Annotated in this window: 22 protein-coding genes; 13 read left to right on the top strand and 9 right to left on the bottom strand. The window is 73.5% G+C overall.

Annotated elements, in window-relative coordinates:
* Position 1 precedes the first annotated feature (1 nt).
* The 4 genes from ADK86_RS22265 (at position 2) to ADK86_RS22250 (ending at position 3,705) form a co-directional block, all read left to right on the top strand.
* The gene (locus ADK86_RS22265) at positions 2 to 1,210 is read left to right on the top strand and encodes an ArsA family ATPase (RefSeq protein WP_053698165.1); all 1,209 of its coding nucleotides are present in this window, start codon (positions 2 to 4) and stop codon (positions 1,208 to 1,210) included.
* 98 nt (positions 1,211 to 1,308) lie between these two features.
* Positions 1,309 to 1,860: a DUF5304 domain-containing protein gene (locus ADK86_RS22260; protein WP_053698164.1), complete on the top strand. Its 552-nt coding sequence runs from the start codon at positions 1,309 to 1,311 to the stop codon at positions 1,858 to 1,860.
* Between the two features lie 99 nt (positions 1,861 to 1,959).
* Positions 1,960 to 2,901 carry an ROK family glucokinase gene (locus ADK86_RS22255; RefSeq protein ID WP_053698163.1) on the top strand — a complete coding sequence of 314 codons (942 nt, stop codon included), beginning with the start codon at positions 1,960 to 1,962 and terminating at the stop codon, positions 2,899 to 2,901.
* Between the two features lie 6 nt (positions 2,902 to 2,907).
* Positions 2,908 to 3,705, top strand: a complete 798-nt coding sequence (locus tag ADK86_RS22250; RefSeq protein ID WP_078952183.1) for an endonuclease/exonuclease/phosphatase family protein — start codon at positions 2,908 to 2,910, stop codon at positions 3,703 to 3,705.
* 4 nt (positions 3,706 to 3,709) lie between these two features.
* Here the strand turns inward: ADK86_RS22250 and ADK86_RS22245 are convergent, their stop codons facing one another.
* The 3 genes from ADK86_RS22245 to ADK86_RS22235 form a co-directional block, all read right to left on the bottom strand.
* Positions 3,710 to 4,987 carry a hypothetical protein gene (locus tag ADK86_RS22245; protein WP_063789057.1) on the bottom strand — a complete coding sequence of 426 codons (1,278 nt, stop codon included), beginning with the start codon at positions 4,985 to 4,987 and terminating at the stop codon, positions 3,710 to 3,712.
* A gap of 130 nt (positions 4,988 to 5,117) precedes the next feature.
* Positions 5,118 to 5,837 (bottom strand): hypothetical protein, encoded by a 720-nt coding sequence (locus tag ADK86_RS22240; RefSeq protein ID WP_053698160.1) that lies wholly within the window; start codon positions 5,835 to 5,837, stop codon positions 5,118 to 5,120.
* Positions 5,824 to 6,621: an alpha/beta hydrolase gene (locus tag ADK86_RS22235; RefSeq protein ID WP_053698159.1), complete on the bottom strand. Its 798-nt coding sequence runs from the start codon at positions 6,619 to 6,621 to the stop codon at positions 5,824 to 5,826. The genes ADK86_RS22240 and ADK86_RS22235 overlap by 14 nt, the downstream gene beginning before the upstream one ends.
* A gap of 252 nt (positions 6,622 to 6,873) precedes the next feature.
* On the opposite strand from ADK86_RS22235, the gene ADK86_RS22230 reads away from it, so the two are divergent.
* From ADK86_RS22230 to ADK86_RS22210, 5 genes are all read left to right on the top strand, one after another.
* Entirely contained in the window at positions 6,874 to 7,638 is a 765-nt protein-coding gene (locus ADK86_RS22230) for a lysophospholipid acyltransferase family protein (protein ID WP_053698158.1), read from the top strand.
* Positions 7,639 to 7,745: 107 nt separating this feature from the next.
* Positions 7,746 to 8,984, top strand: a complete 1,239-nt coding sequence (macS, locus tag ADK86_RS22225) for a MacS family sensor histidine kinase (protein ID WP_053698157.1) — start codon at positions 7,746 to 7,748, stop codon at positions 8,982 to 8,984.
* A complete protein-coding gene (locus tag ADK86_RS22220; RefSeq protein ID WP_030593135.1) occupies positions 8,981 to 9,652 on the top strand; it encodes a response regulator in 672 nt (223 codons plus the stop codon). The genes macS and ADK86_RS22220 overlap by 4 nt, the downstream gene beginning before the upstream one ends.
* Positions 9,653 to 9,894: 242 nt before the next feature.
* Complete coding sequence (locus tag ADK86_RS22215) at positions 9,895 to 10,923, top strand: 6-phosphofructokinase (RefSeq protein WP_030593133.1); 1,029 nt, start codon at positions 9,895 to 9,897, stop codon at positions 10,921 to 10,923.
* A gap of 189 nt (positions 10,924 to 11,112) precedes the next feature.
* Positions 11,113 to 12,129, top strand: coding sequence for a 2-hydroxyacid dehydrogenase (locus ADK86_RS22210; RefSeq protein WP_053698156.1), 1,017 nt, complete (start codon positions 11,113 to 11,115; stop codon positions 12,127 to 12,129).
* Here the strand turns inward: ADK86_RS22210 and ADK86_RS22205 are convergent.
* The gene (locus ADK86_RS22205) at positions 12,095 to 14,020 is read right to left on the bottom strand and encodes an anthranilate synthase family protein (RefSeq protein ID WP_053698155.1); all 1,926 of its coding nucleotides are present in this window, start codon (positions 14,018 to 14,020) and stop codon (positions 12,095 to 12,097) included. The genes ADK86_RS22210 and ADK86_RS22205 overlap by 35 nt on opposite strands.
* Before the next feature lie 163 nt (positions 14,021 to 14,183).
* Positions 14,184 to 15,005, bottom strand: a complete 822-nt coding sequence (locus ADK86_RS22200; protein ID WP_078952182.1) for an alpha/beta fold hydrolase — start codon at positions 15,003 to 15,005, stop codon at positions 14,184 to 14,186.
* Between the two features lie 126 nt (positions 15,006 to 15,131).
* Between ADK86_RS22200 and ADK86_RS22195 the strand changes: the two genes are divergently transcribed.
* From ADK86_RS22195 to ADK86_RS22185, 3 genes are all read left to right on the top strand, one after another.
* Positions 15,132 to 16,514 carry a PLP-dependent aminotransferase family protein gene (locus ADK86_RS22195; protein WP_053698154.1) on the top strand — a complete coding sequence of 461 codons (1,383 nt, stop codon included), beginning with the start codon at positions 15,132 to 15,134 and terminating at the stop codon, positions 16,512 to 16,514.
* Positions 16,515 to 16,629: 115 nt separating this feature from the next.
* The gene (locus ADK86_RS22190) at positions 16,630 to 17,979 is read left to right on the top strand and encodes a class II 3-deoxy-7-phosphoheptulonate synthase (RefSeq protein WP_053698153.1); all 1,350 of its coding nucleotides are present in this window, start codon (positions 16,630 to 16,632) and stop codon (positions 17,977 to 17,979) included.
* Between the two features lie 145 nt (positions 17,980 to 18,124).
* Positions 18,125 to 18,436 (top strand): (2Fe-2S)-binding protein, encoded by a 312-nt coding sequence (locus tag ADK86_RS22185; RefSeq protein WP_053698220.1) that lies wholly within the window; start codon positions 18,125 to 18,127, stop codon positions 18,434 to 18,436.
* Between the two features lie 61 nt (positions 18,437 to 18,497).
* Here ADK86_RS22185 and bfr read toward each other — a convergent pair whose 3' ends face one another.
* Complete coding sequence (gene bfr / locus ADK86_RS22180) at positions 18,498 to 18,977, bottom strand: bacterioferritin (protein WP_003983710.1); 480 nt, start codon at positions 18,975 to 18,977, stop codon at positions 18,498 to 18,500.
* A gap of 146 nt (positions 18,978 to 19,123) precedes the next feature.
* Between bfr and ADK86_RS22175 the strand changes: the two genes are divergently transcribed.
* On the top strand, positions 19,124 to 19,756 hold the full coding sequence (locus ADK86_RS22175; protein WP_003983711.1) for a sulfite oxidase-like oxidoreductase: 633 nt from the start codon (positions 19,124 to 19,126) through the stop codon (positions 19,754 to 19,756).
* Between the two features lie 52 nt (positions 19,757 to 19,808).
* Here ADK86_RS22175 and ADK86_RS22170 read toward each other — a convergent pair whose 3' ends face one another.
* The 3 genes from ADK86_RS22170 to pknB form a co-directional block, all read right to left on the bottom strand.
* Positions 19,809 to 20,285 (bottom strand): DUF4396 domain-containing protein, encoded by a 477-nt coding sequence (locus ADK86_RS22170; RefSeq protein ID WP_053698152.1) that lies wholly within the window; start codon positions 20,283 to 20,285, stop codon positions 19,809 to 19,811.
* Between the two features lie 21 nt (positions 20,286 to 20,306).
* A complete protein-coding gene (locus tag ADK86_RS22165; RefSeq protein WP_053698151.1) occupies positions 20,307 to 21,197 on the bottom strand; it encodes a deoxyribonuclease IV in 891 nt (296 codons plus the stop codon).
* Positions 21,198 to 21,310: 113 nt separating this feature from the next.
* Positions 21,311 to 23,317, bottom strand: coding sequence for a Stk1 family PASTA domain-containing Ser/Thr kinase (gene pknB / locus ADK86_RS22160; protein WP_053698150.1), 2,007 nt, complete (start codon positions 23,315 to 23,317; stop codon positions 21,311 to 21,313).
* Positions 23,318 to 23,344: the final 27 nt, after the last annotated feature.

Raw genomic sequence — 23,344 nt, 5'->3', positions numbered from 1 at the left:
CATGCGCACCGTCCTCGTCACCGGCCCCGGCGGCGCCGGCCGCACCACCATCGCCGCCGCGACCGCCCTGGCCGGTGCCCGGCGCGGCGAGCGCGTCCTGCTGCTCACCGCCCGCGGCGGCGCGGCGGAACGCGCCCTGGGCATCCGGTCCGTCCGCCCCGGTGACGGCCCGGTGCCCGTCGCCCCCGGCCTGCACGTCCGCTGCGTCGACGCCGGTGACCACTTCCGCCGCGAGGCGCTGGCCTTCCAGGAGCGCGCGGAAGCCGCCCTCGACCTGCTCGGCGCGGCGCCCCTGGACGAGGACGAACTGACCGAACTCCCCGGCGCCGAGGCGTTCGCCCTGCTCCACGAGCTGCGCGCGGCCCACCAGGCGGGCGGGGAGCCCGACGGGCCCGGCACGGTCGTCGTCGACATGCCGCCCGCCGCCGACACCGTCGCCCTGCTCGCCCTGCCCGAGCAGGCCCGACGCTACCTCCGCCGCCTGCTGCCGCCCGAGCGCCAGGCCGCCCGCGCGCTGCGGCCGGTGCTCGCCCAGCTGGCGGGCGTGCAGCTGCCCACGCAGAAGCTGTACGAGGCCGCCGAGCGCTGGGAGCACGAACTCGCCGCCGTACAGGCCGTCATCGACCACCCCGGCACGACCGTGCGGATCGTCACCGACGCGGGCCCCGGCGCCGTCGCCGACCTGCGCGAGGTGCGCTCCGGCCTCGCCCTGTACGGACACCGCACCGACGCCGTCGTCGCCAACCGGCTGCTGCCCACCGGCTCGTCCGACCCCTTCCTGGCCGGGCTCTCCGGACAGCAGCAGAGCGCGCTCAAGGCGCTGCGCGAGGAGTTCCCCGAAGCGCCGGTCGTCGAGGTGCCGCACCTGGGCCGCGACCCCGAGGGCGTCGAGGAACTGGACGCGCTGATCAGCGGCGCGACCGGGGAACCGGCCGCGCCCGGCGACGCCGCGGACCCCTGGACCGTGGAGGACCGCCTCGCGTCGGACGGCCTGCTGGTGTGGCGGGTGCCGCTGCCGGGCGCCGAACGCGACGGGCTCGGGCTGCTGCGGCGCGGCGACGAGGTGATCGTGACGGCCGGCCGCTTCCGGCGGATACGGACCCTGCCCTCCGCGCTGCGCCGCTGCTCGGTCTCCGGGGCGGGGCTGCGCGACGGCGCGCTGCACATCCGTTTCACCCCCGACCCCGCCCTCTGGCCCCGCGGTCTGTGAACGGCACACCGCCGTTCGGGTAACGTCGGGAGAAGCAGCACCGCCTCGAACCCGCCGCGCCGCGCGGCGGCCGAACCGCCTCGCCGCAGGAGTCCGCCATGAGCGATGCCACCGAGCGCCCCGCCGACCGTACGGACCGGTTCGACGCCGATGCCTGGGAGACGGCCTGCGCCGAGGACCTGGCCGCCGAGAAGGCCCGCCGCCGTGCGCAGTACGGCCCGCCGCCCGGCAGCGCCGCCGAGGAACTGCGCCGCCTCGCCGAGGCCGTCACGGACAAGCTCGCCGGCATCCAGCTGCCGGGCGCGCTCGCCGGAATGGCCGCGCAGGGCGCCGTACAGCAGCTGTTCCGGCAGGCCAAGGCCGTCGTGGAGCCGGTCGTCGAGCGCAACCCGGAGGTCTTCGACCACCTCGCCGCCGCCGGCTCCGAGCTGCTGGCCGCCTACCGCTCCGCCGTCCAGAACAGCGAGAGCCGCTGGACCCGCGAGGCCGCCGACGAGGCCGCGGCGGCCGACCCGCGCGACGCCGCCGGCCCGGAGACGGGCCGCGACGGCGGCAACGTCCGTGATCTCCGCGACAAGCGCGACACCCCGGACGGCCCCCGCCGGGACGACGACGGCCCGGCCGGCACCGAGCGGATCGACCTCGACTGAAAGTGGCGGACGGTCCCTCTTGGTCGGGAGGGCGCGGGTGGCGCCCCTCACTCCGGTACCGTTGGACGCGGCGGGGTACGACCAATAACTGAGGGACACATGGGACTCACCATCGGCGTCGACATCGGCGGCACGAAGATCGCGGCCGGCGTGGTCGACGAAGAGGGCACGATCCTCGAAACGTGCAAGGTGCCGACCCCGCAGGCCACCGACGAGCTGACGGAGGCCATCGCCGACGCGGTCCGCACCATCAGCGCCGACCACCAGGTCGAGGCCGTCGGCATCGGAGCGGCCGGCTACGTGGACGAGAAGCGGGCCACCGTCCTGTTCGCACCGAACATCGACTGGCGCCACGAGCCGCTGAAGGACAAGGTCGAACAGCGTGTCGGCCTGCCCGTCGTCGTCGAGAACGACGCCAATGCGGCGGCCTGGGGCGAGTACCGCTTCGGCGCGGGACAGGGCCACAGCGACGTCATCTGCATCACCCTGGGCACCGGCCTGGGCGGCGGCATCATCATCGGCAACAAGCTGCGCCGCGGCCGGTTCGGCGTCGCCGCCGAGTTCGGCCACATCCGCGTCGTACCGGACGGCCTGCTGTGCGGCTGCGGCAGCCAGGGCTGCTGGGAGCAGTACGCCTCCGGCCGCGCCCTGCTGCGCTACGCCCGCCAGCGCGCCTTCGCCACCCCCGAGAACGCCAAGGTGCTGCTCTCCATGGGCGACGGCACCTCCGAGGGCATCGAGGGCCGGCACATCAGCGAGGCCGCCCGCCAGGGCGACCCGGTCGCCATCGACTCCTTCCGCGAGCTGGCCCGCTGGGCCGGCGCCGGCCTGGCCGACCTGGCCTCGCTCTTCGACCCGTCCGCCTTCATCGTCGGCGGCGGCGTCTCGGACGAGGGCGAACTGGTCCTCGACCCGATCCGCAAGTCCTTCCGGCGCTGGCTGGTCGGCAACCAGTGGCGCCCGCACGCCCAGGTGCTCGCCGCCCAGCTCGGCGGCAAGGCCGGTCTCGTCGGCGCCGCCGACCTGGCGCGCCAGGGCTGACCCGCGGTGCCGGCCGCACTGCCCGCCTCCCGCACCGAGCCGGGCTCCGCTTCCGAGGACTTTGCATCGAGCGGAGGCGGAGCGAAGCGGAGCTCGGCCGTGCTCCGCGTGCTGAGCTACAACGTCCGCTCGCTGCGCGACGACCGCGCGGCGCTGGCCCGGGTGATCCGGGCCTGCGCCCCGGACGTCGTGTTCGTGCAGGAGGCGCCGCGCTTCTTCCGCTGGCGCAAGAGCGTGGCGAAGCTCTGCCGCGCCACGGACCTGGTGCATGTGACGGGCGGCGCCACCGCGGCCGGCCCGATGATCCTGTCCTCGCTGCGCGCCCACGTGGAGCGCACGGAGGACGTGCTGCTGCCCCGCACCCCCGGCCTGCACCAGCGCGGTTTCGCGACCGCGGTGGTACGGGTCGGGGGCGCCCGGCTCGGCCTGCTCAGCTGCCACCTCAGCCTCCAGGCGGCCGAGCGCCACGACCAGGCGGGCCTGCTGCTGGAGCGGCTGCGCGCGCTGGACACCCCGTACGCCGTCGCGGCCGGTGACCTGAACGACCGGCCGGACGGGCGTGCCTTCCGGCGGCTGGCGGGCTCGCTCACCGATGCCTGGGCGGCGGCGCCGTGGGGCGGGGAGTTCACCTCCACACCCCACGACCCGCACCAGCGCATCGACGCGGTGTTCACCACCGAGGGCGTCGAGGTGCTGGGCTGCGGTGTGCCGCGCGATCTGCCGGGCGTCAGCCACGGCGATCTCCTCGCGGCGACCGACCACCTGCCGGTGCTGGCCGCCATCCGGGTCCCGGCCGCCGCGTAACCCCTCAGGTCAGCCGCATCCGCGGTTCGCCGCGCTCGTTGCGGCCCGGACCGCCGCCGGTGCAGGTGAGCCGGCTCTTGGGGGCCTTGTCGGTGCCGGTGAAGGCGTACGCCTGCCGCAGGCAGTTGCGCAGCGCCAACTGGCCCCAGTAGTTGGGGTGCAGCGCCTCCTGCACCTGGAACGGCGGCAGCACCGCGCTGATCGTCCGTACCCAGCTGATCCACTCCGTCTTGTCCGACGCCCCCGGATCGGTCCACCGGCTCACCGTGCCGCGCGCCGGATCGACCAGCCCGACGCCCCGCTCGCACAGGCGGTGCCCGTCGAAGCTGTGCGTCAGGTCGAGGAAGCGGACGTTGGTCAGCCCGCTCCTGTCGATGCCCCGTTCGACCGCGCGGCTGACCGCGGGCAGCACGCTGTCCACCGCCCAGTCGGCGTCCCGGTCGTTGAACGCGCAGCCGCCCAGTGTCTGGCGCGCGCCCAGCGGCGCCGGGTAGCGGAAGTCGCGGCCGTGCGGGATGGGCGCCGGGTAGTTCTGCACGATCACGTCGTACTCGTCGGGGTCGTGGCCCGCCCGCTGCATCGCCCGCCGTACGTTCTGCAGACCGGCCGCGATGTCGCCCGCCCGCTGCTCGACCGCCCGGTCGGTGAACCGGGCCCGGTTGGCCGCGTCCTGGCTGCACGCCTTCGGCAGCGGGCTCAGGTAAGCCAGCACGCAGGACTGCACCACGTCGGCGAAGCGGAAGTCATTCCCGCCGACCGACACCGCGACCATCCGCACGGGGTGGTCACGGGCGTACTCCTCCAGCTGCTTCGCCTGGCCCGGCACGCCCGCCGCGTCCGAGAAGTCCAGCCCCGGCTTGGCGACGCCCCTCGGCGCGAGGAAGGAGTCGGTACGGGCTCCGGAGCAGGCCAGATTCTCGCTCTCGGTGCCGGGCAGCCCGAGGTGGATCTCGGCGGAGCGCGAGCGGTGGCACTTCGGGACCCGCTCGGCGGTACGGCGCGCGTTGTCGTAGTACGCGGTCGGGCCGAGCGCGTCGATACGGGGGTGGTTGGCCGGGTTGGCGTCGGAGTTGCCCGCCCAGCGTCCGGCCTCGCCGGAGATGTAGGAGTCGCCGAGGGAGACCACGGCCCCCGGCCCGGCGGGCTGCCGCGCCCGCGGCGGGCCGGCCGCCGCCGGGGCGGTGGCCAGCAGCCCGGTGACCGCGGCGGCGGTGGCGGCGGCCGCGGCCACCCGGGTGCGACGGCGCGGACGTGGGCATGACGACGCGAGCGGATGACGCATGGGGGCCTCCCGGAGACACGGCCGGACACTCGGCGTGATCATCTCCGGTCGGAGGGTCACCGGCGGTCAGGACACCCGGCGGACCGGGGTAAACCGCCCGAAGGAAGGCGGGACGGCGGTGCGGGCGCGGTCAGACGACCGCGCCGCCGCCCGGCAGGTCGTCTTCGTACTCGTCGTCGTGCTTCATCCGGGCCACGAGCGTGGCGAAGCCGCCCAGGAAGCCGCCGATGCCCAGCAGGGTGATCCACCAGGTGACGGGCTGCTGCAACAGCACCATGAGCACCAGCAGCAGCGGCCCGCCGAGCACCGCGATCCAGGCGAACTTCGCCGTCACGTCGGCCTTGGGCAGCGGGGGCGGCTCGGGCGGCTCGAAGTGGCCCTCGTCCGAGTCGTCGAAGTCGTCGTCGGACGCTTCCTTCGCCGACCAGTCGCGCGGCCCGACGCCGGGCGCGAAGACCACGAAGCTGCCGACGGAGTCGCCGCCGGGCCGGCCGGGCGCGCCGGGGGAGGGCTCGCTGCGCGACCGCTCCTCGACCGTCAGGCCGCCGTCGTCCCCGTCCGCACGCCCCGGGCCCGCCTTCTCGGGCGGCTTCCCGTCGGCGCGCGCCGTACTGTCCGGGCGGTCCTCGTCCGTACGGCCGCGGTCCGCGCGGTCCGTGCCCGTACCGGAAGCGCGGTCGCCGGGAGCACGGTCGCCGGACGGGCCAACGGCGCCGCCGCGGCCCGTGCTGGAGACCGGCCCGTCCTCGTCCGGGAAGGCGGGCGCCTCGCCGTACCCGGCCACTATCTCGGCCCAGGCGGCTTCCTCGTCCAGCGGGTCGCGGGGGTCGCGGGGGCTACGCTCCACCACTGGGGGCCGTCTCCTCACTCTCCACGCCCCCGCGCACGCTCGGCGCCAGGCGGGCGATGAAGTCGTAGGTCTCCTGGAAGATCCGCTCGGCGTCGTGGTCGAGCGTGGCGACGTGGTAGCTGCGCTCCAGCAGCGTCTGCCGTACGTCCGTGGACGACACCCGGCTCAGGATGCGCTCGGAGTCGGCGGGCCGCACGACGTGGTCCTGCGGGCTGGTCAGCACCAGCAACGGCTGGGTCACCCGGGGCAGTTCGGCGTCGACGACCTGGAAGAAACGGCGCAGCGAGTGCGCGGCGTGCAGCGGCACCCGGGTGTAGCCCAGCTCATGGGCGCCGGGCTTGGCGATGTCGTCCGCCACGCCCTTGGTCGTGCGCACCAGGTGCCGCAGCACCGGCAGCAGCGGGGCGGCCGCGTCGTGCACCTTGTTGCCGGGGTTGACCAGGACCAGGCCGCTGACGGCGGGGCCGTGCTGGGCGGCCAGCCGCAGCGCCAGCGCGCCGCCCATCGACAGGCCGCACACGAAGACCCGCTCGCAGCGCTCGGTCAGCGACCGCAGCTCGCGGTCGACCTCGGCGTACCAGTCCTGCCAGGTCGTGAGCTGCATGTCCTGCCAGCGGGTGCCGTGTCCCGGCAGCAGCGGCAGCGAGACCGTCAGGCCGCGGTCGGCGAGATACTCCGCCCAGGGACGCACGGACTGCGGGGAGCCGGTGAATCCGTGGCAGACGAGGACGCCGGTCGGGCCGCAGTCGCGGCGGAACGGCTCGGCTCCGGGAAGCAGCGGCACCGGGGAACTCCGATCGGTCAGGGGCCGGGCGGCAACGGTTTGTGCGGGTTACTGGAAGCGTACGCGGAGCGGCGCCGGGCGGATAGGTCCAAAGGCACCCCGTGCCCCGGCCGTCGCCGGGAGGCGCCCCGGGCCGTACGCGGCGGGGCCCGTTCACCGCCGGCGGAGCGGACCTTCGAGGAGAGGGGGGCGTCGGGGCAGGTTAAGGTCTTTGCGTCAGACACAGGAGGCAGTGGGTTGATCTACGGCGCAATGAAGTTTTCCGTCGGCGGGACGTTGAAGCTGGCTTTCCGTCCCTGGGTGGAGGGCCTGGAGAACATCCCCGCGACGGGACCCGCGATCCTGGCGAGCAACCACCTGTCCTTCTCGGACTCCTTCTTCCTGCCCGCGGTGCTCGACCGGAAGGTCACCTTCATCGCCAAGGCCGAGTACTTCACCACGCCGGGCGTCAAGGGCAAGCTGACCGCCGCCTTCTTCAAGGGGGTCGGCCAGCTGCCGGTGGACCGCTCGGGCGCGCGCGGCGCGGGCGAGGCGGCGATCAAGAGCGGTATCGAGGTGCTGGAGCGCGGTGAGCTGTTCGGCATCTACCCGGAGGGCACCCGCTCGCCGGACGGCCGCCTCTACCGCGGCAAGCCGGGCGGCCTGGCCCGGGTGGCGCTGGCCACCGGCGCCCCGGTCATCCCCGTCGCGATGATCGACACCGAGAAGGTGCAGCCGCCCGGCAAGGTCATGCCGAAGATGATCAGGCCGGGCATCCGTATCGGCAAGCCGCTGGACTTCAGCCGGTACCACGGCATGGAGGGGGACCGCTTCATCCTGCGCTCGGTGACCGACGAGGTCATGTACGAGATCATGAAGCTGTCGGGCCAGGAGTACGTGGACATCTACGCGACCGCCGCCAAGCGGCAGATCGCGGAGGCCGCCAAGAAGAAGGCCGAGGCCGAGAAGGCCGAGAAGGCCGAAAAGGCGGCCAAGACCGGCAAGGGGCAGCAGGGCCGGACCGGATCCGGGGCGTAGTCGCGCCCCGGCACAGGGGTGGGGGCGAAATGGCAGAGGCAGAGATACGGTCCGCGGCCGGCGGGGCGGCGGGCCGGGGCACGGGTCGGCCGGGCCGGCCGGTCCGGATGTCCGTGGAGCTCCCGCTGTGGCGGGCGCTGACCGGGTACCGCGTCCTGACCCTGGTCTACGTCCTGGTCCTGTTCGTGGTCTCGTACAAGAAGTACGCCCACCCCCTCGTCGCCGCCGCCTACATGACGGCGCTGACCGTGTGGATGGCCTTCACCTGGCGCCGTACGACCTCGGCGGAGCGCTGCACCCGCGCCTTCCTCATCGGCGACCTGTCCTTCGCGCTCGGCGGCATCCTGCTCACCCTGGTGGCGGACAGCCATGAGCGGATCATGGACGGCGCGGCGACCCTGCCCTCCATCTGGACGGCGGGCGCGGTGCTCGGCTTCGCGATCAAGGGCGGCTGGCGCTGGGCCGCGGTGGCCTCCGCGCTGGTCGCCGTGGTCAACCTGGTCGAGCGCCAGGAGCCGGCCCGCGACACCATCCACAACGTGGTGCTCGTGTGGGTGGCCAGTGTCGCGATCGGTTACGTGGTCGAGGTGGCCCGCGCCAGTGAGCGCACCCTCGCCCGCGCGCTCCAGATCGAGGCCGCCACCCGCGAGCGGGAGCGGCTGGCCCGGGACATCCACGACAGCGTCCTGCAGGTCCTGGCCATGGTGCAGCGGCGCGGCGCCGCGATCGGCGGCGAGGCGGCCGAGCTGGGCCGGATGGCGGGCGAGCAGGAGATCGCGCTGCGCACGCTGGTCTCCAGCGGGCTGGTCCCGCCGTCGCGCCCGGAGGTCTCCGGCGCCGCGGACGATGCGGTCCGCACCCCGCAGGAGGCACTGGCCGCACCGGTGCCGTGCGCCGAGGGCGCCTCCGACGCGGGCCCCTGTGACGTACGGGCCCTGCTGGCGCCGCACGCCGGGGCGCGCGTCACCTTCTCCGAGCCCGGCGCGCCCGTGGTGCTCCCGGCCGCCGCCGCGGCGGAGCTGGCCGCCGCTGTCAGTGCCGCGTTGGACAATGTGCGGGTGCACGCGGGTGCCACGGCACAGGCGTGGATCCTGGTGGAGGACGAGCCGGACGAGGTGATCGTGACGGTGCGGGACGACGGCCCGGGCATCCCCGAGGGGCGGCTCGCGGACGCCGAGCGCGAGGGCCGCCTCGGGGTCGCCCTGTCGATCCGCGGCCGGCTGCGCGACCTGGGCGGCAGCGCCGACTGGATCTCGGTCCCCGGCCAGGGCACGGAAGTGGAGTTGAAGGTCCCCAAGGCCGGTGTGGTGCCCGGGGGCGGGAAGCGGGGGAGGAGCACGGCATGAGCGAGGCCGCAAGCCTGAAGGTGATGGTGGTCGACGACCACCCGATGTGGCGGGACGCGGTCGCCCGCGACCTGGCCGAGGCCGGGTTCGAGGTGGTGGCCACCGCCGGGGACGGGCCGCAGGCGGTGCGCCGCGCGCAGGCCGCGGCGCCCGACGTCCTGGTGCTGGACCTGAACCTGCCGGGCCTGCCCGGCGTCGAGGTCTGCCGGGAGCTGGTCGGCGCCAACCCGGCGCTGCGGGTGCTGGTGCTCTCCGCCAGCGGCGAGCACGCCGATGTGCTGGAGGCCGTCAAGTCCGGCGCGACGGGCTATCTGCTCAAGTCGGCCAGCACGGAAGAGCTGCTGGACGCGGTGCGGCGTACGGCGGCGGGCGACCCGGTGTTCACGCCGGGCCTGGCCGGACTGGTCCTGGGGGAGTACCGCCGGCTGGCGACCGAGCCCGCACCGGCCGCCGAGGACGAGCCGGGCGCGCCCCGGCTGACCGAGCGGGAGACCGAGGTGCTGCGCCTGGTCGCCAAGGGCCTGTCGTACAAGCAGATCGCCGAGCGGCTGGTCATCTCGCACCGCACGGTCCAGAACCACGTGCAGAACACCCTGGGCAAGCTCCAGCTGCACAACCGCGTCGAGCTGGTGCGGTACGCGATAGAACGCGGCCTGGACGAGGCGTGAGCCCGCGCCGCCCGGGGCGCGATGCCGTCCGTGCGGCGCGCGGGACGCCGTACGCGCCCTGTGCCATCCGCTCGTACGAGTGAACGCATCGCGCCAACTCCCCGGCATTCGCGGGGAATTCGCCTTCCGCCCCATCCCTGGGTGACGCCCCGCGCCGTTAGCGTGACCGGCGTCGGCACAGCACGGCCGCGCGCGGCCACCGGCGGGTGCGCGGCCCCTGACGGGATGAAGGTGATGAAGCGATGCGGGTCGGAGTACTGACCGGCGGCGGTGACTGCCCCGGTCTGAACGCGGTCATCCGGGGCGTGGTGCGCAAGGGCGTCCAGGAGTACGGCTACGGCTTCGTCGGCTTCCGGGACGGCTGGCGCGGGCCGCTGGAGGGCGACGCGGTACCGCTCGACATCCCCGCCGTACGCGGCATCCTGCCCCGCGGCGGCACGGTCCTCGGCTCCTCGCGGACCAACCCCCTCAAGCACGAGGACGGCATCCGCCGGATCCGGGAGACCCTCGCCAAGGAGGAGGTCGAGGCGCTGATCACGATCGGCGGCGAGGACACCCTCGGCGTCGCGGCCCGGCTCTCCGGCGAATACGGCATCCCCTGCGTCGGCGTGCCCAAGACCATCGACAACGACCTGTCCGCCACCGACTACACCTTCGGCTTCGACACCGCCGTCGGCGTCGCCACCGAGGCCATCGACCGGCTGCACACCACCGCCGAGTCGCACATGCGCGTCCTGGTCGTCGAGGTGATGGGCCGGCACGCGGGCTGGATCGCGCTGCACTCCGGGCTGGCCGGCGGCGCCAACGTCATCCTCATCCCCGAGCAGCGCTTCGACGTGGACCAGGTCTGCGGCTGGATCGAGTCCCGCTTCAAGGTGCGCTACGCGCCGATCGTGGTGGTCGCCGAGGGCGCCATGCCCAAGGACGGCGACCTGGTCCTCAAGCACGGCACCAAGGACTCCTTCGGGCATGTGCGCCTGACCGGTGTGGGCGAGTGGCTGGCCAAGGAGATCGAGGAGCGTACGGGCAAGGAGGCCCGTACGACGGTGCTCGGCCACACCCAGCGCGGCGGCACGCCCAGCGCCTTCGACCGCTGGCTGGCCACCCGCTTCGGTCTGCACGCGATCGACGCGGTGCGCGACGGCGACTTCGGGAAGATGGTGGCGCTGCGCGGCACCGACATCGTGCGGGTGCCGCTGGCGGAGGCCACCGCGAAGCTCAAGACCGTCGATCCGAAGCTGTACGCGGAAGCCGGGGTGTTCTTCGGCTGAGCGGGCCTTCCACCGGTACGGACGCCTCGTCGCGGTGCCGGATGCCGCCGCGCCCGGCACCTGGACGGCCCGGCCGGGCCCGGCGCCGTATATTCGGCCGTGTCACCGCATATGCCCGAAATGCGCGCGGAGTGGCGTGACGGGCGCGCCGGTGACCGGACCGAGTGACCGGCAACGTCGGGAGACACCGTGGAGATCATCGCATTCGGCGTGCAGGCGGACGAGCGGCCGCTGCTGGTCAGGGCCTTCGCCGGCCGCCACCAGGTCCGCTGTCTCGACGTCTTCCTCAACCGCGACACCGCCCCCATCGCCGCGGGCTACGAGGTGGTCAGCGTCAGCGTCAACGCGGACCTGTGCGCCGAGGTGATCCAGGAGCTGGCCGCCGGCGGCACGAAGATGATCGCCCAGCGCTCCACCGGCTACAACAACATCGATCTGGAGGCCGCGGCCGACCTCGGCGTGACCGTCGGCCGGGTCTCCTCCTACTCGCCGTACTCCGTCGCGGAGTTCGCCTGGGGCCTGGCCATGGCGGTCAACCGCCGGATCGTCCGGGCCGCCAACCGGACCCGCAACTTCGACTTCCGGCTGGACGGGCTGATGGGCCGCGACCTGCACGGCCGCACCGCCGGCGTGCTCGGCACCGGCAAGATCGGCGAGGCGTTCACCCGTATCGCGCACGGTTTCGGGATGGACCTGCTGGGCTGGGACATCGCCGAGAACCCGCGCTGCGCCGAGCTGGGCATGAAGTACGTCGGCCTGGACCGGCTGTTCGCCGAGTCGGACCTGATCAGCCTGCATGTGCCGCTGCTGGAGTCCACCCGCCACCTCATCGACGCCGCCGCGCTGGCCGCCATGAAGGACGACGCGATCCTGGTCAACTCCAGCCGCGGCGGCCTGGTGGACACCGCGGCGCTCGTGGAGACCCTCAAGGCGGGCCGGCTCGCCGGTGTCGGCCTGGACGTCTACGAGGAGGAGGCCGGGCTCTTCTTCTTCGACAAGTCCCTGGAGGTCATCCACGACGACACCCTCGCCCGCCTGATGACCTTCGGGAACGTGCTGGTCACCTCGCACCAGGCGTACTTCACCGAGGACGCGGTCGGCCAGATCATCGGCGCCACCGTACGCAACGTCGAGGACCACCTGGCCGGCCGCGTCAACGAGAACTTCCTCGTCACACCAGGACAGCGGCCAGCAGCCGCGCGGTGATCCCGGCCCCGTCCAGGGTCAGCACGGACTCCGGGTGGAACTGCACCCCCGCGAACCCCGGACCGCGCAGCGCGTGCACCTCGCCGGTCGCCGCGTCCCGGCTCAGCTCGACGCGGTGCATGGCCAGTTCCGTCACCGCCGGCTCGTCGCAGCGGGCCGTGAAGGTGTTGTAGAAGCCGACCGTCTCCGGGCGGCCGAAGAAGTCGATGCGCTCCTGCGCGCCCTGGAACGGCACCTCCTTGCGCACGATCTCCAGGCCCAGCTCGGCGGCGATCAGCTCATGGCCGAGGCAGACCCCGAGCAGGCCGTGCCGGTGGTCGCGGACCAGCTCCGCCGTCAGCGCGCGCAGCAGGCGCATCTTCGGATCGGCGGTGTCCGACGGGTCGCCGGGCCCGGGGCCGAGCACGACCGGCCCCTCGTGGGCCGCCGCGGCTTCCCGCAGCCCCGGCTCGTCGTAGCGGCGCACCGTCACCGTCAGCCCGGAGGTGCGCAGCAGGTGCGCCAGCATCGCGGTGAAGGTGTCCTCCGCGTCGATCACCAGCGCATGGCCGGACAGCGCGGCCGTCGGCGCGCTGCTCTGCATCCGCAGCCAGAAGGGGGCGAGGTCCGCGCGCCGGGCGTCCAGGGCGGCGCGCACCCGCGGGTCGTCGGCCAGCCGCGGCCGTCCGGCGGCGTTCTCGGTACGGTCCGGCGCGGGGCGCACACCGAGCGCGGTGAGCACCCCGGCGGCCTTGGCGTGCGTCTCGGCGACCTCGCCGCGCGGGTCGGAGGCCCGTACGAGCGTGGCGCCGACCGCGACCCGCAGCCCGCCGCGGGCGTCGATGTCGGCCGTACGGATCAGGATCGGCGAGTCCAGCGTCTGCGCGCCGCCCGCGTCCCGGCCGATCAGCGCGAGCGCCCCGGCGTAGTAGCCCCGGCCGCCCACCTCGTGGCGCTCGATGACCCGGCAGGCGTTCTGCACCGGCGAGCCGACCACGGTCGCCGCGAACATCGTCTCCTTCAGCACCTCCCGCACATCCAGCGAGGAGCGCCCGCGCAGCTCGTACTCCGTGTGCGCGAGGTGCGCCATCTCCTTCAGGCGCGGCCCGATCACCACGCCGCCCTTGTCGCCGACGGTGCACATCATCTTCAGCTCCTCGTCCACGACCATGGACAGCTCCTCCACCTCCTTGCGGTCGCCGAGGAACTCCAGCAGGTGTTCCGCGCTGGGGCCGCCGGCCGGGTAGCGGTAGGTGCCGCTGATCGGGTTCATCACGACCGTCCCGCCGGACATCCGGACGTGCACCTCGGGGCTGGCGCCGACCAGCGTGCGCAGGCCCGGCCGGTGGACGACGTACGTCCAGTACGCGCCGCGCTCACCGGCCAGCAGCCGCCGGAACAGGGCCAGCGCGTCGGCCGCGCCGAAACCCGGGATCTCGCCCTGGAAGGTGCGCCGGATGACGAAGTTGGCGCCCTCCCCGGTGCCGATCTCGTCCTTCAGGACGCGCTCGACGATCCCGGCGTACGCGTCGTCGCAGACATCGAAGGCACCGTCCTCGACCCGCACCTCGTGCGCGGGCAACTGCGCCAGCACCTCCTCCAGGGGCAGCTCGTACGCCTCGTCCGGGCGCAGCACGGCCAGCGGCGTGCCGTCGTCGCGGACGTCGAAGCCGCGCTCGCGGATCTGCCGGAACGGTACGAGCGCCAGCGCGTCGGCGGTCGCCGTGCCGCCGTCCGGCACGCCCTCCCCGAGCGGGATGTCCGCCAGCCGCGGCACCTCGGTCACCTCGCCGACCAGCACCTCGACGGTGTCGGCGGCCGGTCGGCCGGGCGTGCGGCGGCGCAGCAGGGCGAACGGCGGGCAGCCGGGGGACAGCAGACGCCGCAGGATGTCATCGGTGGAGCGAGGCATGTCGGCGGTTCCTTCCAGGAGGGGAGGAACGGCCCGCACAAACAGAAAGGCCGCCCCTCGGGCGGCCTTCGCGATGTCGGTGCGTACGCGCGATCAGTGGGCCGCCGGATGAGCGGTCCACCACCAGGTCATGGTTGCCGGTTGCGCGTACATGCGGGTCACCCTACCCGACGCGTTCCGGGAGCGCCGCGAGAAAGGCGGTCAGCGCTGCGCCGAAGGTGTCCGGCTGCTCCAGGTTGGGCAGGTGGGCGGCGTCCTCGACGACCGTGAGACGGGCGTCCGGGATGCGGTCGCGCAGGAACTCGGCGTCGGAGACCGGTGTGTACGTGTCGTCGCGGCCGACGGCCACCAGGGCCGGGACGGCGAGGCGGGCCAACGTATCGGTGTAGTCGGGGCGTTCGGCGCGGCCCCGGAGCGCGGCGGCGGCGCCCTCGGGCGGTGTGCCGAGCATCATGCGGCGTACGTGATCCGCCACCGCGGGCCGGGCGGCGATGGTGCGCGGCGCGATCATCTTGTCGAGGACTTCTTCCGTGTAGCCGCCCATGCCCTCGCGCAGCAGCCGGTCGGCCATGGCGTTGCGGGCCCGGCGGCCCTCGGGCGTCTCGGCGTGGGCGAAGGTGTCCGCGAGGACGAGGGCGCGCAGCCGGTGGGGGAAGCGGCGGGCGCACTCCATGACGATCTGGCCGCCCATCGACAGCCCGCCGAGGACGATCCGCTCCGTCACCCCCAGGTGGTCCAGGAGCGCGGCGAGGTCGGCCGCGAAGACCTCCAGGCGGGTGGTGCCCGGCACGACCTGGGAAGCGCCGTAGCCGCGCAGGTCGGGGACGATCGCGCGATGCCCGGCGGCGGCCAGGGCGGCGGTCTGCGGGGCCCACATCGTGTGGTCGAAGGGGTGCCCGTGGACGAGGAGGACGGTCGCGCCGTCCGCTTCGCCGGTGTCCTCGTAGGTGAGGGTGATGCCGTTGACGGCAGCGGTACGCAGCACAACTCGCCCCTGTTCCCTGGAACTTGGCCTCTGGCCTGTTGACGGTCCGATGCTAGGGGGCGCATGATCTCGGCGCAATGGAATCATTGCTCTCGGTGCAATGATGCGGTTCTGAGGAGAAGGCCCGTGGAGGACTACCAGCGCATCGCCGACGCCGTCGCGGCCGACATCGCCGCCGGACGGCTGCGCCCCGGCGACCGGCTCGCCACCCAGCGCGCCTTCGCCCGCGCCCACGGCATCGCCAACTCCACCGCCACCCGCGTCTACCGGGAGCTGGCCCGCCGCGGGCTGACCGTCGGCGAGGTCGGCCGCGGCACGTACGTACGCGCCGCGCAGCACAGCCCCGGACCCGCGCTGGCCGAGCCCGCCGACCCGGCCCGCCGCCCCCGCGTCAACCTCGAACTGAACTACCCCGAGGTCCCCGAGCAGGCCGCCCTCCTCGCCCAGGGCCTGGCGCCCCTGCTGCGCCCCGACGTACTGAGCGCGGCCCTGACCGTCGCCCCCGCCACCGGCTCCCCGGCCGCCCGCGAAGCCTGCGCCGCCCTCCTGGCCCGCGGGGACTTCCGGCCCGCCCCGGACGGCCTGCTGTTCGCGGGCAACGGGCGCCAGGCCATCGCGGGCGCCCTCGCCGCGCTGGTGCCGCCCGGCGGGCGCCTGGGCGTCGAAGCGCTCACATATCCGCTGGTCAAGTCGGTCGCCGCCCGCCTCGGCGTCACCCTCGTACCGCTGGCCTGCGACGCGTACGGCCTGCTGCCCGACGCCGTACGGGCCGCCCACCGCAGCGCCCCGCTGCACGCCGTCTACCTCCAGCCGACGCTGCACAACCCGCTCGGCGTGACCATGCCGGCCGAACGCCGGGCCGAGCTGGCTGGCACCCTCCGTGCGCTGGACCTGTGGGCCGTCGAGGACGCCGTCTGGTCCTTCCTGCTCGACGACGACCGGCAGGCCGGCCTCCCGCCGCTGGCCGCCCTCGTCCCCGAACGCACGCTCCTGGTCGACAGCCTCTCCAAGCGCCTGTCGCCCGGCCTGACCGTCGGCCTGGTGCTGGCGCCGCCCGCGTATACCGAGCGGGTCGCCGCGGCCCTGCGCTCCGGCGGCTGGACGGCCGGTGCCTTCGCCCTGAACGCCACGGTCCGCTGGCTGTGCGACGGCGCGGTCGCCACGATCGTTGCGGCCAAGCGCCGGGACGCCGCCGCCCGGCAGGCCCTGGTCCGCGAGCACCTGGCCGGATTCCGTGTCCACGCCGACCCGGCCGCCTACTTCGCCTGGTGGGAGCTGCCCGCGCCGTGGCGCGCCGAGACCTTCCTCGCGGCCGCCGCCCGGCGCGGCATCGCCGTCACTCCGGGCGCCGCGTTCGCCGTCGGCCCGGAGGGCGCGCACGGCGCCGCACCCGCCCCGGGCGCCGTCCGCGTCGCCCTCGCCGCCCCGGCCGCCGGCGAGCTGGCGTACGCGCTCACGGCGCTGGCCGCCATCGCCCGGGGCGCCCCGGAGGACTGCGTACCGGACTGAGAGCCCGCGCCCGGCCCCTGTTGCCGTGTGCGCGGGCGTCCACGGCAGTGGGAGCTTCGTCTCACATCCCGGTCGGCGAGATGGACCCCTGTCCCGACCCCGTAAAGTTTGACGCGTGACCGTGAACGCTGAAATCCACGCCGGTGGCAACACCTGGCGAGACCTGCCCGCGGCGCAGCAGCCCGAATGGCCGGACCAAGAGGCTCTGCGCGATGTGATCGCCGAGCTGGAGTCCTATCCGCCGCTCGTCTTCGCCGGCGAGTGCGACCAGCTGCGCGAGCGCCTGGGAGCGGTCGCCCGGGGTGAGGCGTTCCTGCTCCAGGGCGGCGACTGCGCGGAGGCGTTCGACGCCGTCTCGGCCGAGCACATCCGCAACAAGCTCAAGACCCTGCTCCAGATGGGCGCGGTCCTCACGTACGCCGGGTCGGTCCCGGTCGTCAAGGTGGGCCGGATCGCCGGTCAGTACAGCAAGCCGCGCTCCAAGCCGACCGAGACCCGCGACGGCGTGACGCTGCCGACCTACCGCGGCGACTCCGTCAACGGCTTCGAGTTCACCGCCGAGGCCCGCATCCCGGACCCGCAGCGCCTGAAGCGGATGTACCACGCCTCCGCCGCGACGCTGAACCTGGTGCGCGCCTTCACCACCGGCGGCTACGCCGACCTGCGCCAGGTGCACGCCTGGAACCAGGACTTCGTGAAGTCCTCCCCGTCCGGGCAGCGTTACGAGGCGCTGGCGCGCGAGATCGACCGCGCGCTGAACTTCATGAACGCCTGCGGGGTGGACCCGGAGGAGTTCAAGACGGTGGAGTTCTACTCCTCCCACGAGGCGCTGGTGCTGGACTACGAGTCCGCGCTGACCCGTACGGACTCCCGCACCGGCAAGCTGTACGACGTGTCCGGGCACATGGTCTGGATCGGTGAGCGCACCCGCCAACTGGACGGCGCGCACATCGAGTTCGCCTCCCGCATCCGCAACCCGATCGGCGTCAAGCTGGGCCCGACGACGTCCGCCGAGGACGCGCTCACCCTCATCGAGCGTCTGGACCCGGAGCGCGAGCCGGGCCGGCTGACCTTCATCACCCGCATGGGCGCGGACAAGATCCGCGACAAGCTGCCCGAGCTGGTCGAGAAGGTCACCGCCTCCGGTGCCAAGGTCGCCTGGATCTGCGACCCGATGCACGGCAACACCTTCGAGGCCGCCTCCGGTCACAAGACCCGGCGCTTCGACGACGTGCTGGACGAGGTCAAGGGCTTCTTCGAGGTGCACAAGGGCCTCGGTACGCACCCTGGCGGCATCCACGTGGAGCTGACCGGCGACGATGTCACCGAGTGCGTCGGCGGCGGCGACGAGATCTTCGTCGACGACCTCCACCAGCGCTACGAGACCGCCTGCGACCCGCGGCTCAACCGCAGCCAGTCGCTCGACCTGGCGTTCCTGGTGGCGGAGATGTACCGGGACCAGTAGCCCGGCAGGCCCGGCAGGGCCCTGCGGACACCCGATGGGGCGCGGATCACAAGGATTCGCGCCCCATCGCCGTTGTTACCGCTCTTCCGTCCCGGGTAAGGTAAGGGTAACCTCACCGCGGAACAGGTCGACGGAGGTGACCCGCGTGTACGTCTGCTCGTGCTTCGGCATCACGGAGCAGCAGGTCCGTGACCACGCGGAATCCGGCGCCTGCACCCCGCGCCAGATAGCCTCCGCCTGCAAGGCCGGTACCGACTGCGGCGGCTGCGTACGCCGCATCCAGGCGCTGCTCGGCCGCGGCGCGTGCCCCCGGCGCGAGCTGATCGACCAGGGCGCGCCGGAACCGCTGGGCGCCGAGGTGCCCGAGCTGCCGGCGGCCGGGGCGCGCGGAACCTACGGCACCACGCCCGGCGCGGTCCCGGAGGCGACGCCCGGCGCCCTGCCGGAAGCGGCCTGACGCCGGCCCGGCCGGTGGCCGCGCCCCGCCCGGCCCCGCAGGAACGGTTTGCCGGACCGGCTCAGCTGTCCGGCTGCTCGATGACCTGGGCGATGTAGAGCGGCTCGCCCAGCTTCTCGACCAGATCGAGCTGCGTGTCCAGATAGTCGATGTGGTGCTCCTCGTCGGCCAGGATGCTCTCGAAGATATTGGCCGACGTGATGTCCCCCTTGGCCCGCATCAGCTCGATGCCCCGCTTGAGCCGGTCGATCGCCTCGACCTCGATCTGCCGGTCCGCCTGGAACATCTCGGTGACCGTCTGGCCCACCCGGACGTGGAAGAGCCGCTGGTAATTGGGCAGCCCGTCCAGGAAGAGAATGCGGTCCGTGAGGATCTCCGCGTGCTTCATCTCGTCGAACGACTCGTGCCGGGTGTACTTGGCCAGCTTGTGCCAGCCGAAGTTCTCCTGCATCTTCGCGTGCAGGAAGTACTGATTGATCGCGGTCAGCTCGGCGGTCAGCTGCTCGTTGAGGAATTCGATGACCTCGGGGTCGCCCTGCATGACGGCGGGCTCCTTCCACGCGAGTACTGGCAGGTGCCGCGCATCCTTGCACCGTCGCGCGCGGGGCGTCCAGTAAGTGCACGCTTAGTACGAGTTGCCCGAATCGCTGCCGCCCTGGTCATCGGCACCCCCGAGGGTCTGACACCATGGGGAGCATGGGTCAGCCCGAAAGCCGCGAAGCGGAGCATCCTCAGCTGCCTCCGGGGCAGCGACTGCAACGGGGATGGCCGGTCACGCATTACGGCCCGGTGCCGAAATTCCGGCCGGAACGCTGGGAGTTCCGGGCTTTCGGCGCCACCGCGGACGGCGGCAAGCACTGCTGGACGCACGAGGAATTCTCGGCGCTGCCCTATACCACCGTGGTCGCCGACATGCACTGCGTCACCAAGTTCAGCATGCTCGGCGCCGAATGGGGCGGCGTGTCCACCCGCACCGTCCTCGATCTCGCACCACCGGCTCCGGACGTCACCCATGTGATGGTGTGGGCCGAATACGGATTCAGTTCGAACCTGAAACTGGCCGATTTCGCCGACGCCAAGTGCCTGTTCGCCACCCACCGCTCCGGCGAGCCGCTCACCGCCGAGCACGGCTTCCCGGTCCGGCTGATCGTCCCGCACCTGTACGCCTGGAAAGGGCCCAAATGGGTGCGCGGCATCGAGTACATGACGGCCGACCGCCGCGGCTTCTGGGAGGAGCGCGGCTACCACAACCTCGGTGACCCGTGGCGCGAGCAGCGCTACTCCTACCAGGAGGAGCCGGGGGACGGGCCCGAGCTGTAGCGCGCCGCGCCGCCCGACGGCGGTCCGGGAACGGCCGGAATCCGGGCCGCGCTCAGTGGTACTGATGTGCTACGGCGTGTCCCTTGCCGCGGGAGATCATCCACCGGTTCACCGGCGTGGTCACGACGAACGCCAGGGCCAGCGACAGGGCCAGCGTCCACCAGAACAGGGCGTCGGACAGCGCCGCGTCCAGCGCCCCGGGGATCAGCGCGATCACCCCGTTGTCGATCAGCTCCATGACCGCGATGGACAGCGTGTCGGCGGCCAGCGCGACCCGTACGGCGGTCCGCAGGCCCAGCCCGGAGCGGAGCACGCCGCGCAGGGTGAGGGCGTAGCCGAAGACGAAGGCGAGCACCACCGCGAGCACCATCGTCGGGGCGTTGTGCCAGCTCAGGGCGGTACCGACGACCATGCCCAGGATCTCGCCGAGGGCGCAGCCGGTCAGGCAGTGCAGCGTCGCGCGGGCCGCGGCGCCCCAGCCGGACGCCGCGTGCCCGCCGTGCTCGTGCTCGTCGGGTGCCTGGTGCATCGGTACGCCCAGGCTGTCACCTCAGACCGGGTGGCGCAGCTCCTTCAGGCGCGCCACGTCCGCCGCGTGGCCCTCCTTGCCGCCCGGCGTCTCGATCACCAGCGGCACACCCGCCGTGGCCGGGTGCCGGAACAGCTCGCCGAACGGGCCGGCCCCGATGTGCCCCGAGCCGATGTTCTCGTGGCGGTCCTTGTGGGCGCCGACGACGTCCTTGGAGTCGTTGGCGTGGATCAGTTTCAGCCGTCCCTCGCCGACCGTGTCGACCAGCTCGTCCAGCAGTGCCTTCGTCCCGCCGGGCGCCGCCATGTCGTGCCCGGCCGCGAAGGCGTGGCAGGTGTCCAGGCAGACGCCCAGCTTCGGGTGCCGGTCCAGCGCGTCGAAGTACGGGCCCAGGTCCTCGGCCAGCGCGCACAGCGACGCGCCCTGCCCCGCCGTCGGCTCCAGCAGCAGCCACGGGTCGTCGTCGTGCGTCAGCTCGTCCAGCAGCGGGCGCACCCGCTCGCGCACCTGCGCCAGCGCCTCCGCGCGCGGCCGTCCGCCGGTCGCCGAGCCGGTGTGCACCACCACGCCCAGCGCGCCGATCGCCCGGCCGCGCAGCAGCGAGTGGCGCAGCGAGACCACGGACTTCTCGACGGTCCCGTCGTTGTGCGAGCCGAAGTTGATGAGGTAGGGCGCGTGCACATACGCCGGCATCGCCTCCCGCTCGCACGCTTCCCGGAACGCCTCGTCCTGCTGCGGGACACCGGCCGGAGTGGCCCAGCCGCGCGGGTTGGCGACGAAGACCTGCACGGCTTCGCCGCCGATGTCACGGGCGTACGGGATGCCGACCTTGGCCAGGCCGCCGGCCACCGGCACATGGCTGCCGACCGGATTGCGCTCACGGGCGTGCTGCGGGGAGGGGGAAGTGCTCACCCGTCAAGGGTGCCAGGCGCACGGCGCCCGCCCGGCGCGCGGGCGGGCGTCCTTGCTCACAGTGGGCGCGCGGTGCGGCCGTACCCGCGGGGACACACGCCGCGCGCCCGCGCTCAGAGCGCGCTCTCCAGCCGGATGGTGATCTTGCTGCCCTTGGCCGCCTGCTCGCCGCCCGCGACCGACTGGCTCTCGACCTTGTCCCGCGGGAACAGGAACGGCTTCTTGACCTCGACCTCGAAGCCCGCGCCGGTCAGCGCCCGCTTGGCCTCGTCGGTGCTCTTGCCCGTCACGTCCGGGACGGCGACCATCTCCGGGCCCGAGGAGAGCGTGAGCGTGACGGTGTCACCCTTGCCCTGCTTGCTGCCCTGGCCGGGCGACTGCCGGGCCACCTTGCCCGCCTCGTGCGGCGAGTGCGCCGTACCGTCCGCGATCTTCACATCGAAGCCCGCGCCGCGCAGCGTGGCCTCGGCGTCCGCCCGGTCCCGGCCGGTCACGTCCGGCACGTCCACCGCGGTGCCGCGGCTGACGGTCAGCGCGACGGCGGTGTCCGGGCGGCGCTTGCTGCCCGCCGCCGGGTCGGTGCCGATCACCGAGCCCTTGGCGACCTCGTCGGAGAACTCCTTGCGCACCGTGCCGACGGTCAGCCCCAGGTCACGCAGCTTGCGCTTGGCGTCCGCGACCGGCGTGCCCGCCAGCTCCGGCACCTGGACGATCTCCGGGCCCTTGGACAGGGTGATGGTGACCGTGCCCGTACCGCGGATGCGCTTGCCGTTCTCCGGGGTGGTGGCCATGACATGACCGCGCTCGACGTTCGGGCTGAAGGCGTGCTTCACCTGCACGTCCAGGCCCTCGGCCCGCAGCGTCTTCTCCGCCTTCGCCTGCGTCATGTCCAGGACGGCCGGGACGGTGGTGAACTGGCCGGAGTTGATGTACCAGACGCCCGCGCCCACCCCGAGGACCAGCAGCACCGCCGCCACGATGGAGACGGCCTTGCGCCGGGCCCGCAGCAGCCCGGCCACCGCCCCGGACCGGGACGGGGCGGCCGGCCGCAGCCGGGTGGTCGGCTCGGCCGCCGAAGCCGGTTCCGTCTGCGGCAGCTCCAGCCTGCTGGTGCGGTTCAGCGGTTCCCCGCCCGGCTGCGGCTCTTCCAGCGGCAGCGGCGGCTGTACGGCGACGGCCCGCGGCAGCACGCTCGTACGGTCCTCGGAGCCCGCGGCGGAACCGCCCTCCGGCGCCTCCTTGGCCTGCGGCGGCACCGCGTCCAGCTGCGCGTCGGTCAGGTCGGTGCGGACCGTGCGGGCCTGCGCGAGCAGCGTCACCGCGTCCTGCGGACGCAGCTCGGGGCGGCGCGCGGTGGCCGCCGCGACCAGGTCGTCGAGCTGCGGCGCCAGCTCCGGCGCGTACGTGGACGGCGGCGGCACATCCTCGTGCAGGTGCTGGTAGAGGACCTGCGCCGCGCTGCCGCCCGAGTGCGGCTTGCCGCCGGTCAGCATCTCGAAGAGCACCACACCGCAGGCGTACACGTCCGCCGGCGGCCCCGCGCTGCCGTCCTCGATCTGCTCGGGCGCCAGGTAGGAGACGGTGCCCAGGACGGAGCCGGTCGAGGCGGTGGTGTGGGTGCCCACGGTCCGTACGAGCCCGAAGTCGGCGACCTTGACCCGGCCGTCGTCGCCGATCAGCACGTTCTCCGGCTTCATGTCGCGGTGCACCAGCCCGGCCCGGTGGGCGGCGCCCAGCGCGGCCAGCATCGGTTCCAGGATGTCCAGCGCGGCGCGCGGCTGGAGGGCGCCGCGCTCCCGCAGCACGTCGCGCAGCGTGCAGCCCGCGACGTACTCCATGGCCAGGTAGACATACGTTCCGTCGGTGCCCTGGTCGTACACGCCGACGACATTGGGGTGGTCGAGGCGGGCCACGGACTTCGCCTCGCGGATGAAGCGGTCGACGAACGCGGCGTCGGCCGCCAGCGACGGGTGCATCACCTTCAGGGCGAGCACCCGGTCCAGCCGGGTGTCCATGGCCCGGTAGACCGTGGCCATGCCGCCGGCGGCGATGCGCGCCTGCACCTGGTACCGGCCGTCGAGCAGCTGTCCGACCAGCGGGTCCTGAAGGGTCGTATCCACGGCAGAGGAGTCTACGAGCCGCCGCGG

The sequence above is a fragment of the Streptomyces sp. NRRL F-5755 genome, assembly GCF_001279365.1.
In the GTDB taxonomy this organism is placed as follows: Bacteria; Actinomycetota; Actinomycetes; order Streptomycetales; family Streptomycetaceae; genus Streptomyces; species Streptomyces rimosus.
Note: the sequence above shows the minus strand (reverse complement) of the source record. Positions and strands in the feature narration are given on the sequence as shown.

Excerpts from the sequence above, each read along its gene's own strand:
- bfr (WP_003983710.1), bottom strand. The coding sequence starts at position 18,977 with ATGCAGGGCGACCCCGAGGTCATCGAATTCCTCAACGAGCAGCTGACC.
- ADK86_RS22215 (WP_030593133.1), top strand. The coding sequence starts at position 9,895 with ATGCGGGTCGGAGTACTGACCGGCGGCGGTGACTGCCCCGGTCTGAAC.
- ADK86_RS22230 (WP_053698158.1), top strand. The coding sequence starts at position 6,874 with ATGAAGTTTTCCGTCGGCGGGACGTTGAAGCTGGCTTTCCGTCCCTGG.
- ADK86_RS22265 (WP_053698165.1), top strand. The coding sequence starts at position 2 with ATGCGCACCGTCCTCGTCACCGGCCCCGGCGGCGCCGGCCGCACCACC.
- ADK86_RS22220 (WP_030593135.1), top strand. The coding sequence starts at position 8,981 with ATGAGCGAGGCCGCAAGCCTGAAGGTGATGGTGGTCGACGACCACCCG.
- macS (WP_053698157.1), top strand. The coding sequence starts at position 7,746 with ATGTCCGTGGAGCTCCCGCTGTGGCGGGCGCTGACCGGGTACCGCGTC.
- ADK86_RS22205 (WP_053698155.1), bottom strand. The coding sequence starts at position 14,020 with ATGCCTCGCTCCACCGATGACATCCTGCGGCGTCTGCTGTCCCCCGGC.
- ADK86_RS22245 (WP_063789057.1), bottom strand. The coding sequence starts at position 4,987 with ATGCGTCATCCGCTCGCGTCGTCATGCCCACGTCCGCGCCGTCGCACC.
- ADK86_RS22255 (WP_053698163.1), top strand. The coding sequence starts at position 1,960 with ATGGGACTCACCATCGGCGTCGACATCGGCGGCACGAAGATCGCGGCC.
- ADK86_RS22175 (WP_003983711.1), top strand. The coding sequence starts at position 19,124 with ATGGGGAGCATGGGTCAGCCCGAAAGCCGCGAAGCGGAGCATCCTCAG.
- ADK86_RS22260 (WP_053698164.1), top strand. The coding sequence starts at position 1,309 with ATGAGCGATGCCACCGAGCGCCCCGCCGACCGTACGGACCGGTTCGAC.
- ADK86_RS22170 (WP_053698152.1), bottom strand. The coding sequence starts at position 20,285 with ATGCACCAGGCACCCGACGAGCACGAGCACGGCGGGCACGCGGCGTCC.